This is a genomic window from Colwellia sp. BRX8-4 (assembly GCF_014077345.1).
Taxonomy (GTDB): Bacteria; Pseudomonadota; Gammaproteobacteria; order Enterobacterales; family Alteromonadaceae; genus Colwellia_A.
The window spans coordinates 77309-89395 of record NZ_JACGVS010000008.1 but is presented as its reverse complement, the minus strand read 5'-3'; the positions used below and the strand labels follow the sequence as shown (position 1 = coordinate 89395).

Genomic DNA, 12087 nt, shown 5'->3' with positions numbered 1-12087 from the left:
CAATTCAGGGGTGAATTACTATGATTAATATTAGAAAGCAGGCAGGTTTTGCAGTTACCGCTGAAATGGTATTTTTGGCAACAATTATATTTATTGGTTCAATCATTGGATTAGTTGTGATCCGTGATGCTCTTGTTCAAGAGCTACTAGATGTGGCTGAAGCAATAGAAATAAGCGAGCAATATGCCTTTGATGGTATTAAAAAACCTGTTGAAGAAAGTCAAAGCACAGTAGTCATTGTTAATCCAGAATTGGAAGGTATCCAATAGTCGTGTTTGGCACTAAGCACATTAAAAATAAAATGACAGTGTAAAGTATATTATCAAATCATTTTGGATATAAAAAACTGAAAACCCTATATAACTTGGAGCTTTCAGTTTTCATTGGTTCTTATTGAACCTGTATTTGGTGCAGATAGAGAGACTCAAATTCTACCCCCCTAATGCCCCCAAAGATGGACGTCAAAAAAAATTATAAATTTTTATATCAACTACTTAATTAGATCACTAAAGTAACTCTCCCATACATTTAAGTACGATTGGGTACATTAAAATACAAAGAATTTACTGTTGAATATGGTATTGAAATTGATGATGATGTCTGTAGAGAAATTAATACTACAGATTTAAGTGTAATGGTTTAAAACACTGAGTGTTCGAGAAAATATGCTGGAGGTAATTAAAAACCTTACGGTCCTATTGTATAATAGAATGGCTTTGTCGATAGTATGGCAAAGCGCCACTATTTTAAGATAAAAACACTTTGGAGAATGTTATTATAGAGCATCTTAACTGCACTAAAAAAATTGCTGAACTTCCTCAGAAAGAGTTGCATCAAGCGCAGCTTACTGAGGCAGCTATTGCAATTAGTATTAATGGCATTAGCCAAGCGGTAATGATGGCATCTCCTGAGCATTTAAAAGACTTTGCACTTGGTTTTAGTTTAAGCGAAGGCTTAATTCATTCGGCTAACGAAGTTTTAGATATCATTGTTCATTCACATATCTCTGGATGGCAAGTTGATATTCTGGTTTTAGCACGAGTTCAGCATCGATTGAAGCAACGACGCAGAACGATGGCTGGGCCAAGTGGCTGTGGCCTTTGTGGTCTAGACTCTATTGAAGCTGCTATGTCATTAAATCAGCCTCATCAAAAAGAGGTAAAATCGTTTCAATTACCCTCTGAGAAAATTATTATTCAAGCAAGAGATGCCTTACCTAGTATTTTAAAAAAATCGGGGAGTATCCGAGGAAATCATTGCGCTGCATTTTTTGATTTATCTGCTAAAATGATCGCCTTTCGAGAGGATGTGGGTCGTCATTCAGCGTTAGATAAATTGCTAGGTTGTTTGTCGCATAAAAAATTACTGACTCATGATGGTTTTGCTTTGATAACAAGCCGCTGCAGTCATGATTTAATTGCCAAGGCTGCTCGCTTATCTCTGACAACGTTAGTCACGCTAGCACAGCCGACTGACTTAGCTGTTAATTCAGCTCGCAAATCTCAAATAGCCTTATTTTGCTTCCAACATGGGCAACTAAAACGTTACGCCTAATAAAGGATTTATATGTCTAAGTCATCAAAAAACAATCCTGCCTATTCTTCACCTGCTGGTGGTTGGGGAGCACTAAGAAGCTCAGCTAAACACTTAATTCAAAGTGAAAATGCCGCGAAAAGCGTTAAAGCATTACTCAAAGCAAATCAACCAGGTGGTTTTGATTGTCCTGGTTGTGCATGGGGTGATTCTACCACTGCCGGGAAAGTAGACTTCTGTGAAAATGGCGTTAAAGCCATTGCATGGGAAGCCACCAGTAAACGTGTTGATAGCAATTTTTTCAAACAATATTCAATAACAGAATTACAACAATGGGATGATCATTCACTGGAGAAAAGTGGCCGTTTAACCCAACCAATGTATTACGATGGAATAAGTGATCACTACCAGCCAATTGATTGGCAAGAAGCTTTTAAAATCATTGGCACTAGCCTGCAGCAACTTTCCTCCCCCAATGAAGCATTATTGTATACCTCTGGTCGAGCGAGTAATGAAGTGGCCTACTTATATCAGTTATTTGGTCGAGTATTAGGCACAAATAACTTTCCTGACTGCTCTAATATGTGTCATGAAGCCTCTGGCATAGGCATGACAAATAGTCTAGGTACAGGTAAAGGTACGGTGACTATGGACGACTTTTCTAAAGCTGACGCCATTTTTGTCTTCGGCCAAAACCCAGGCACTAATCATCCTCGTATGTTGGGAACCTTGCGTGAGGCAAGTAAACGCGGAGCTAAAATTGTCTCCGTTAACAATTTAAAAGAACGTGGATTGCAAAAGTTTTCAGACCCACAAAGCCCAAAAGAAATGATCTTCTTAACGGGGACTACCATCAGTCAATATTATTTCACCCCTCGCTTAGGCGGAGACATGGCGTTATTACGTGGCGTCGCTAAATGTTTATTTGAAAGATTTGAGCATGATAAATCAGTACTCGATATCGAGTTTATCAATAAACATTGTCATGGTTTTGAAGCATATCAACAAAGTGTTGCGGCAAGCGAATGGGACAAAATTCTTGACCAATGTTGTTTGACTCGAGAAAATATTGAACAAATAGCAACAATATATGCCAGCAGTAATAAGGTTATTTTCACTTGGGCGATGGGGATTACCCAACACCGCCATTCTGTCGCTACAGTACGAGAGTTATTGAACGTACTAATGCTCAGGGGTAATATTGGCAAAGCAGGGGCTGGCGCATGTCCGGTACGCGGTCATTCAAATGTGCAAGGTAATCGTACTATGGGGATCAATGAAAATCCGTCAATGGACTTTCTTGATGCACTAGAGAATCGTTACTCTTTTAATGTTCCTCGTGATAATGGTTTTAATACCGTTGAGTCTATTCATGCCATGCTTGAGGGTAAAGCTAAGGTATTTATTGCCTTGGGCGGCAATTTTTCTGCGGCAACACCTGATACCACGCGTACTCACAAGGCCCTAAGAAAGTGTGACTTAACCGTACAAATCAGTACTAAATTAAATCGAAGCCATGTAATAACAGGTAAACGTGCGCTAATTCTCCCGTGCTTGGGCCGTACAGAAATAGATCGCCAATCTAGCGGCGAACAGTGTATTACGGTGGAAGACTCAATGAGTATGGTACACAGTTCAACGGGTCAAAATGAACCAGCAGCTAACACTCTTCGTTCAGAAACAGCTATTGTTGCTGCAATAGCCATGGCATCAGTAGGCGATAAAATAGTCGATTGGAATACGCTGGCCGGTAATTACGGGTTAATTCGTAAAGAAATAAGTGCTGTCATACCCGGTTTTGATGACTATAACTCCCGAATAAAAGCAGGTAGAGGTTTCCACCTAGAAAATTCAGCAGCACAACGTCATTGGCGTACTCCAATAAAAAAAGCCATTTTTAGTGATGCTAGATTACCAGACCAATTAGTACATGAGCGTGCACAGTTAATGACTAAAAAGCCGGTACTAACGTTGCAAACACTGCGTTCACACGATCAATACAACACCACTATTTATGGAATGGATGATCGTTACCGTGGTGTATATGGTGAACGTAATATCATATTTATGAGTGCAAAAGATATAGATAAACAGGCATTAAAAAATGGAGATTATGTCAAAATAACAACGGTATCAAACGATGGCATAGAACGTTCGCTCTCTAATTTTAAAATTGTTGAATACCTTATCCCCCCAGGCTGTGTGGCTGCCTATTATCCAGAAACAAATCCCTTAGTGCCGTTAGAAAGTATCGCTGACGAATGCGGTACCCCAACATATAAATCGATACCAATATCTATTGAAAAAATGGATAACCAACAATAGGTCTTAACTAGATATATCGGTTACCTATCAAGAACGATAAAATACGCTTCTTGATTAGTAACCGACAGAGTTAAATTTATATCGCTGAATTAAAACTACGTGACGCGACTGGAGTGGCCTAATAACAAACCTTTAAGTGGTGTACTTTACTTCGTACATCACTCAATGACATGCTAGGGTAATATCCTAATGTTAAGCGAATAGGCTTATTATTAAATTTATATCTATATTGCTAAACAACTTTACCTTTTTAAATACCCTATGTAGTGGCGTAATATTTAGAAAGCCATTGAGCATTGAGGTATATCATCAGCCAAAAATAAAAATACCAGCATGAAGCTGGTATTTAATTAAAGCCACCTAAATAAAAAAGCGATTAAGGACAGTCTCCCCAGTTAACGCCGTCAACACTACATTCATAAAAAGTTGTGCCGTCCTCTTGCTTCGTTTCTTTACGCCACTTTCCTTCATCATTTTTATGTATCACTACATTACCTGTTGCCTTGCTTTTACGCCAGTAACTAACATCAACTGCAACTTCATCATCAAATCGATAAGGCATTGCATCAAAAGCAGTAAAGAAATCTGCTGGATCTAGATCTGCAACCTTCTCTTTAACATTTACCCAATTAGATAAAGTTTGAAAGTCAGCATTCATGTCTCTGAAATAGAACTCTGCACCATACTCATAATCAGTTTCAGAGTAACGTAAGTTAAAGTTACGCTCATAAGGGTTTTCTAAACTGGTATTTATACACTCTTCAAGTGTTGGGAAAGTGACTGTGGGTATTGAATTCCCAAGCTCATAGTGAATTCCCTCTTTTTCAAAGCTAACACGCTCAATATTGCCACAGCGATATGTTTGGTCTGCATTGATATATACATCTTCTCGAATACTTAGCCAACCTTTGAGTGACTGGTCGCCCCAGCTAATTCCCACTTCATGAAATTTAGCTAAAACAACATCAACTTTTTTTAATGACCCTGTATCTTTAAGCTTCACAAACTCAATAAAGTCTTCAGTGCCCATATAAATAATTTCATCGCGATACCAAGCATCAGTAAAGTTGTACTCTTCATCTTTATCTTTGTCTTGATAGATAACAACTCGAATTTCGGCAGCAGTTGGATATTCTTTTTCCAAGGCTTTTTTATGTTTATAAGCAGCTTTTAAGCCCGTAACAATAGACTGAGCTTTGCCATAAGCGGCGCTGTCATTATTCGCAATAAAATCTGAATAAATTTGATCAGCCGATAAATTGTAATGAGCAATCAGATTTAGTATTACATCTTCAATTTCTTGCTTAAGCTCAAGACGTAAATCAGTATCAGCCTTAAGTTCATCACAAGTTAAGTTTCCCTTGCCACTCCCTTTTAATTGACGTCGTAATTGCCCCCAAATAACAGACGTTAATGGCGATATATTACGAATATCATCATCTGATAAAGGCTCTATAGATGGAGGAAAAGACATCTGATATGCCTCAGTAACCTCGCCTAAATCTTCATCTATAGCACCAACAGGCACATCGACATACATAGTAGAGTAAGGTACACAAGAAGCTTGTTCTTCAGTGAATTCAAAACTGTAATTACCTGATTCAGTTGAAACTACTGACGGCTCAGTTTGCTTATCAAACTTACTATCACCATCTAAATCCAACCAAACCGTAGCACCTGACACGTACCCATCAATAACTTTACCTGTAAGAGAGATTGTATTCGCTACTATTGGGTCAGGCTTGTCAGGTGATGAACTTCCACCACCTCCACAACCAACAAGGGTAGCTGTTATAGCTAAAGAAATAAGAAATTTACTTTTTTTAAACATCATACAAATTTATCCTTTTTTGTATTTAAAAATTAATGCCATAAATAACAGGTCGCTGAGGAGACGTTTCCTGTACAAGTTAGTCAAACTAATTAGAAAACTTACTTATTGTTACCGCCCTTCTTTCCAAATGCAGGAGATAAACGTTCTGAAATGTCATCTTCAATGATTTGAAGCACATCCCGTGTTTTATCAAATTCCATAATCGTAATTTTATAGTCGCCTTTAAACCAATGCTTAAGGTGCAAAGCATAAGTGCCTTTATGACCATCACCAATATGTTGTTTTATTCTACTTTTAACTCCTGTTGTAGAAGAACCAACATACATAATTTTCGATGGAGCATTTAATGCTGGGCAAGCTCTATCTTTCGTTGCCTTATAATTTGAAAGTGAATTGAAAGCATCACTGATATCGCCAGATACTTGTTCAATAACATAAATTGCTGTTTTTATTCTATCTAAATCTAAAAGCCCACCTAAAACAAACTCTCTTGTTGGTTTTGCAACTTTCGCTTCTTCACAGTTTGCTATTAAATTATCGATATAACTCATAAATTATCCTTGTTGACTTGAGAGAAATGAATATACCAAACAAGCTAGACAAACTTTGTCTTACAAAAGCTACTTATTATATAAATTAAATAAATTAAATAAATTTTTCAGAAAAACATAAATAAGGACTAACTAAAATTAACATCCCTAATGCAATCAACGTCAAAACCAATCATGAATAGAGCAGCTTCTAAGGCATGCATTTTAGCTACTCGAGTATTATTTAGTAATGTTGCCTCGTGAAACATAAATAGTTCCTTTTTTTCCGAGACAGAGATAATTTCCTCCATTATCCAGCCAAGCCTAATTTTTGAAGAAGCCCAATCGCAAGATCGTGTTTCAATTGCTGCTGGATTTGTTGCTCTAGTGATTACCCCAGGATCTACTACAGGACTCCGCAGATTATTCATCCCTAGAACTCTTCTACGATCTGCATAATCTACTGCCTTAAAAACCAGTAATTCAGGTATTTGATTCCAAGGAGTATTCATATTTTGTCTATATATTTCAACTAAGCACGCAAATGCACCAGCAACTCGAGAGTCGTAAATAGGAAGGCCATCATCTGCAGCTAAAGCGTGAACTTTTGTTAGCATTGAATTCATTTCACAGATTCCATCTAACTCCCTAAGATCGGCTACCTCTAGTGAGAGTTGGCTTCTAGCATCAATCAAGTAATTTCGTATCTCATCCTTAAGTGTTCCTAGGAACCTTCCGGCACCAACAGCAGGGTTTCTATCCCCTCCCCAAATTAATATTTGCTTACAACATTCAATTACTTCAATGGAGCTTCCTGCTTGAATATTATTTCTGAGCCATTGACTCAACTCATTTAACGAATTCTTGGTGGAATGCCAATCACAAGATTCAGTGTAATTACCATCTGCATCCTTCCACCTACCTAACCATTGGTAAGCACTTGTTATAGCGTCCACCCCGACAAACATGCCTTGCACACCAGGTCCATTTGTACCTATAGCTCGTCCAGTTCCTTTCCTAGATATATTAAGATTTACCTCAAGCGACGGTAAAAGATTTACAGCCCATGCAACAAAGTCAATAACTTCAGGGTTAGTTACAAATTTATCTTTATTCATTAATCATTTCCTTCCATTCAAGATACAACAACACCATTGCCCACGTGTCTGTTTCGCAATAGCACAACAGCGCCTTTTTCAATTCTTCACGTTCATACTCACTCATTTGAGTAAACTGTAATCTTGCATAGGCGGTTAACGCTAAACCACCGTTGTTTAATTCATCCCCCTCTGATAGCAATTCAACATCATGATCTGTTATATCAGCAAACATTTTCGGTAAGTGTTTGTATGGGTCTTTTACTTTACCTTGTTCATCAAATTCAATCCAAACTTTTTCTTTAAAGTTCAAACTGTTAATTGACTCAGTGCCACCTTCACTACCATAAATGGGCTTACTGTATTTTTCTTGCAAATACTTAGAGCTATTTAAGATGGCTGGTAATACATATTTAATCGAATTTGAACCATTCGTTGCTGGGTCGTAATAATATTTTTTAACAAGGTCAAGCATATCCACCATACAACGGTCGCCATGCCAGTTTTTTTTACTACTCTTTGTTGAGCGAGTAATTGACTTGATAAACTCACAAAGTTCGTCTTTGTCTAACTCATTTGAATTATTTAATTGTCTATAAATCATATTCAAATATGAGTTCTCATGTGGTGAGTACATGAATATAGTGCCCTGATCGTTTTCAAGCTGTGCTTTTAAAGCACGAACAAATTCAAAGTTAGGAAACTCACCTTTTGCGGTATTTAAAAATTCACCCGCATGTTCAACTCGCCCATCAGCATGAGCTATATGATGCGAAAATTGAAATGCTATGCCCTCGTAGGGACTGATACCTTTATAAAATGGAATAGCTACCGCACTGGTTTCAAAATCAATGAAGTGTAACGGGTAAGTCCAACTAGCCATCACGTTACGCATACTGTCGGTATCAAAATAGATACTAGTGTCTTTGTTCTGTTCTTTCTCTACTTGCAGCCATTGGCGTTCTTTGGGTGCTAAAGCGGCATTTTTATTTTCTACTTCACCAATATGTTCAGGCTCAACATCAACAAGCTTGATTATGCCTTGTTCGATAAGTTTATCTGCACCTCTAAAGTTCCAAATATCTAGTACGGTCTTATCATTGAAATCAGCATCAGACCAATGAAGTTGTTCTTTCCAGCAGGATTTAAAACCACTTAGCTTGCCCTTTTGTTCATCACCCGTAGAGCATTGAAACTCACAGGTTTTGCATTTTTTACCGATAACAGGTGCTATTTTTTTATCTTCTTGATAATACTTAGCAAGTGCTGTGATGTTGTCTTTAAAAGAATAAGCTGGCATTCCTGTTTGTAGTTCTTTGCGATAAACAAGTTCAACAACTTTATCGACATTAAGTTTGGTAAGTAATTTATTGGTTAAATCTTCAGCATTAAGGCTTGATGATATCGTGACACCTTTTCGATTATGTTCATCTTTAGCCAATACAAACTTTTGATTAAGACCATCAGTTGCACAAATCGCTGACTTATCTACAAGCATTAGATAGCTGCTAACCGTTGATTTTGGAAAAGCACTTTTTAAAACATGTTTTTGAAACGCCACATCGAAAATATATGGTCGCCATTTAGATGAAACATTTCCCTTAGTATTAAGAAAGTCTTTATCTTTTTGGCTTGAGTATGATTTGGCCTTCACTTCAATTAATTCAAAGTGATTACCTTTTTTAACTAATACATCTACACGAATAAACAAGTTATTAAAACGAATAGCGGGTTCAAATATTACCACTTCATCAAGTGCTAGTAGCTCTAGTGTTTGCTTTTCGGCTTCATCATAATCAAGTGTGGTAATGTCAAAACCATTAGGGTAATACTGCTTAGCTAATTCACCAACCTGATGACCACCATCAGCAAGGGCTGCCAAAAATGGGTCATCAAGCATGGTATTGGGGTATTCTTTTTTACCTGTATAAAAAAGCTTAGTTGGGCATTCCGTTGCCATTTTGAAACGAGATTTAGTTAAGTAACGAGGTTTAGTCATTTGTACATCCATTTGTAGTTAACAGTTCAAGCATCATTATAATGATGGGTAAGACATAACTTGCCTTACCCTGTATCATTATCTTCCCTCGTCTATTTCTTTAAGCTTTTTAAGGTTTCCTGTTTGCACATGATGGCTTTTTTTGATTATAGGAGTGCTGTCGTGTTTATCAGAATACAACTTAGATATGTTATCTGCCCTTCGTTTCATTTCTTCTCTTAAAAAATCAGGCTCAAGAACCTCCATCGAGTCTGCAAAAGTACTAAGAAAGTTAGCTATTGCAAAAGGGTCTGGTTGCCCTTTTTTAGATTCAGAAAAATGATCTGGAACTTGTATCTTTGCTTTTACTAAATATACCCCATTAATTGATGGAGTTGATTTAAGTTCATTACCAAACTTCACACTATCGAAATAATTTTTAACACCTAAATTAACAAGCGCTTCGAATTCATATTCTGTTTCAATATCATTAAAATTTACTGTCTTGAATTTATAATCTGCAGATTTTTTAACATTCATCAATCTTGAAACTTCATATGATTTAACTTCCCCTGAATCATGTATATAACAAAGAAGCACAACTTTATGGTTTGCATATTGAACACGTTGAGGTGATAAATGTACTCGTTCAATCCCTGAGTTAAGACTCGAATTATAATCAGCCTGTATAACAAACTCTTCCATTAATGCGTGGTAGGCTAAATTCCAATCTTTCGGGTTTCTTTCATCAATATCATAAGAAGGCCACACTTCCACACCTGAAGGAATAAATTTCATTTTCCCTGCGATTCCGCCAAGGACATCGAATTCATTATGGGCATTATTTAAATCATCTTTTAACGATGCCATAATTTCTGGAGGAAAAAATTCTCTTAAGTTTTCTTCAATAAAGCTAAAAACAACTGCTCTGGCAAAATAACCTTCTTTCGATACTCCTTCGCCATATAACTCTTCCTCTCTTACTTCATATGAGAACCAATAATAATAATTAGCTTTACCACGTTTTGTTTTTTCTTCTACTAATTTGCTCTTGTCAGTATTATGTACTTTACCTATAGTCTCTATCAGGTATCTGATTTCTCGTATTATAAATTTATTAAAGTCAGCTAACTCTGCGTGTTCTCTTTTTATAACAAAATCCGAGTGTTTAATAATCGCCGCTAATGTAATTTTATTAGACTCTCCGTCTTGGATTATTGTTTTTATAGCTTCATGGTAACAAGCATATGTTCTAGGCATTTTCATTTCCCTTTATTAACAAAGAACTAATAACCTGATTTTTATTAGTCTTTTTACTTAACAATTCATGTACTTTTGAATAAGTGATAATTGATAAAACAATTCCGATACCACTGCCTAATGCTGAACATAAGTAAGTCAGCATAAATTCATCGCTCATCACAAACACTTTTATATAAAGCATATTGGACAATGAAATGAACCAAGCTAAAGAAAAAGCCCCTATACAGTTTTTATCTCTAACCAATTGAGAGTTTATTCCAAGCATGTAAACCGTTAATAACGAACCAAAAAACACCGTAATATATTCCATCGCAACCTCAACAATAATGATTTATATGTTCATTGTAAACACCAGCTAAGACATCTTTTGTCTCACGATGGAGTTGAGCATGAAATTAGTGAGTCTCAGTGCTCACTTCCAAGAATGATACGAATTTGGTTATATCGTTGAGCACTAAACCAAGCTCATCTTTTTGGATGTCGTCTGCTTTATCAAATGAGGCTAAAGTTGCTTCTAAAAGGGCATTAGTAAGTTCTTGAGTGAGACACAATTCTCGCTCAGATAGTTGAGATAAAGACTGTTCGGTCAGTTTTTGAATTACTTCTTTGATTTCAGCAAATAGAGCCTTATCTTCCCACATATCAGGAGTAAGCCAAAGGCTTAGCATGTAAATGACCTTTGCATTCCCTGTATAATGAGTCACATCACTTTTCATATAAATGTCACCTTACTTCAACTTACTGTTGTTTTTATGTCGAGTAGTATCACGATTGGTCTTTTTATCCATATTTTTAGCAAAGGCTTCATCTAAGTTAATACCAAGCTGATTTGCTAAACACACGACAATAAACAGCACATCGGATAACTCGTCAGCAATGGCGGTTTTAATGCACTCTGGTTTTTCACCTTTCTTAAAGCTTTGTTCCCCATACTCACGACCTATTAAACGAGCTACTTCTCCCACTTCTTCAATTAGGTTTGATAAGTTAGTTAACTCGCTAAAGTAACGGACACCCAAGGTATTAATCCATTCATCAACTTCTTCCTGTACCACTGATAATGATGATTGCTTATCAATTGAGACTTGTGATGGCTTACAGTTCTCAGTGACTAGAATGTCATCTAGAGTTAATTCAGCATGCTGCTTTAAATAAATTTGATCTTCGTGCCCTGTTAGCAATTGTTCAAAACGATGTGCAAGGTATTCAAAGCACTGATTTGGAGAACCCTCACAATTAAATGTATCAACGACAACATCATCTTGATTAATCACTGATGCTTTATAAAGGCAATGCTGATGATTCATTGAAGATAGTGCTACTGGCTTCATAGTGCAGTTGGAAATGGCTAAAGTGTACTTGCCAGAAAAACTGTTAAGAACACCAGTAGTAGCCAGCAAAATATTAGCTTCTTTTTGGTACTCAGGTTTAATGCGGTGTATAAAGTAATCTTCAGATACTTGATTATTGACTGTATTCATAAGTGCCTTATTCGTAGTTATAAACTAATTTGAAATCATTATACTC

Annotated in this window: 11 protein-coding genes; 3 read left to right on the top strand and 8 right to left on the bottom strand. The window is 36.7% G+C overall.

The window, feature by feature from the left end; all coding sequences use genetic code 11:
• Positions 1–20: 20 nt before the first annotated feature.
• The 3 genes from H4J56_RS08855 to H4J56_RS08845 all read left to right on the top strand — a co-directional run bounded on the left by H4J56_RS08855 (position 21) and on the right by H4J56_RS08845 (position 3858).
• The gene (locus H4J56_RS08855; protein ID WP_182216371.1) at positions 21–269 is read left to right on the top strand and encodes a hypothetical protein; all 249 of its coding nucleotides are present in this window, start codon (positions 21–23) and stop codon (positions 267–269) included.
• Between the two features lie 493 nt (positions 270–762).
• Positions 763–1554 (top strand): formate dehydrogenase accessory sulfurtransferase FdhD, encoded by a 792-nt coding sequence (fdhD, locus tag H4J56_RS08850; RefSeq protein ID WP_182216370.1) that lies wholly within the window; start codon positions 763–765, stop codon positions 1552–1554.
• Between the two features lie 12 nt (positions 1555–1566).
• Positions 1567–3858: an FdhF/YdeP family oxidoreductase gene (locus H4J56_RS08845; protein ID WP_182216368.1), complete on the top strand. Its 2292-nt coding sequence runs from the start codon at positions 1567–1569 to the stop codon at positions 3856–3858.
• Positions 3859–4234: 376 nt separating this feature from the next.
• Here the strand turns inward: H4J56_RS08845 and H4J56_RS08840 are convergent, their stop codons facing one another.
• The 8 genes from H4J56_RS08840 to H4J56_RS08805 form a co-directional block, all read right to left on the bottom strand.
• The gene (locus H4J56_RS08840; RefSeq protein WP_182259204.1) at positions 4235–5692 is read right to left on the bottom strand and encodes a hypothetical protein; all 1458 of its coding nucleotides are present in this window, start codon (positions 5690–5692) and stop codon (positions 4235–4237) included.
• 98 nt (positions 5693–5790) lie between these two features.
• Entirely contained in the window at positions 5791–6243 is a 453-nt protein-coding gene (locus H4J56_RS08835; RefSeq protein WP_182216366.1) for a GIY-YIG nuclease family protein, read from the bottom strand.
• 128 nt (positions 6244–6371) lie between these two features.
• Positions 6372–7340 carry a hypothetical protein gene (locus H4J56_RS08830; RefSeq protein ID WP_182216364.1) on the bottom strand — a complete coding sequence of 323 codons (969 nt, stop codon included), beginning with the start codon at positions 7338–7340 and terminating at the stop codon, positions 6372–6374.
• The gene (locus H4J56_RS08825) at positions 7333–9318 is read right to left on the bottom strand and encodes a DUF2779 domain-containing protein (protein WP_182216363.1); all 1986 of its coding nucleotides are present in this window, start codon (positions 9316–9318) and stop codon (positions 7333–7335) included. Before H4J56_RS08825 ends, H4J56_RS08830 begins: the two co-directional genes overlap by 8 nt.
• A 78-nt stretch (positions 9319–9396) precedes the next feature.
• Entirely contained in the window at positions 9397–10557 is a 1161-nt protein-coding gene (locus H4J56_RS08820; protein WP_182216361.1) for a WYL domain-containing protein, read from the bottom strand.
• On the bottom strand, positions 10550–10870 hold the full coding sequence (locus H4J56_RS08815; protein WP_182216360.1) for a hypothetical protein: 321 nt from the start codon (positions 10868–10870) through the stop codon (positions 10550–10552). Before H4J56_RS08815 ends, H4J56_RS08820 begins: the two co-directional genes overlap by 8 nt.
• An 85-nt stretch (positions 10871–10955) precedes the next feature.
• Positions 10956–11276: a hypothetical protein gene (locus H4J56_RS08810; RefSeq protein WP_182216358.1), complete on the bottom strand. Its 321-nt coding sequence runs from the start codon at positions 11274–11276 to the stop codon at positions 10956–10958.
• 12 nt (positions 11277–11288) lie between these two features.
• Entirely contained in the window at positions 11289–12041 is a 753-nt protein-coding gene (locus H4J56_RS08805; RefSeq protein ID WP_220465926.1) for a nucleotide pyrophosphohydrolase, read from the bottom strand.
• Positions 12042–12087 lie beyond the last annotated feature (46 nt).

Bases quoted from the DNA above. Each gene is read 5' to 3' on its own strand.
- H4J56_RS08855 (WP_182216371.1), top strand. From the start codon at position 21: ATGATTAATATTAGAAAGCAGGCAGGTTTTGCAGTTACCGCTGAAATG.
- H4J56_RS08845 (WP_182216368.1), top strand. From the start codon at position 1,567: ATGTCTAAGTCATCAAAAAACAATCCTGCCTATTCTTCACCTGCTGGT.
- H4J56_RS08840 (WP_182259204.1), bottom strand. From the start codon at position 5,692: ATGATGTTTAAAAAAAGTAAATTTCTTATTTCTTTAGCTATAACAGCT.
- H4J56_RS08835 (WP_182216366.1), bottom strand. From the start codon at position 6,243: ATGAGTTATATCGATAATTTAATAGCAAACTGTGAAGAAGCGAAAGTT.
- H4J56_RS08830 (WP_182216364.1), bottom strand. From the start codon at position 7,340: ATGAATAAAGATAAATTTGTAACTAACCCTGAAGTTATTGACTTTGTT.
- H4J56_RS08825 (WP_182216363.1), bottom strand. From the start codon at position 9,318: ATGACTAAACCTCGTTACTTAACTAAATCTCGTTTCAAAATGGCAACG.
- H4J56_RS08820 (WP_182216361.1), bottom strand. From the start codon at position 10,557: ATGCCTAGAACATATGCTTGTTACCATGAAGCTATAAAAACAATAATC.
- H4J56_RS08815 (WP_182216360.1), bottom strand. From the start codon at position 10,870: ATGGAATATATTACGGTGTTTTTTGGTTCGTTATTAACGGTTTACATG.
- H4J56_RS08810 (WP_182216358.1), bottom strand. From the start codon at position 11,276: ATGAAAAGTGATGTGACTCATTATACAGGGAATGCAAAGGTCATTTAC.
- H4J56_RS08805 (WP_220465926.1), bottom strand. From the start codon at position 12,041: ATGAATACAGTCAATAATCAAGTATCTGAAGATTACTTTATACACCGC.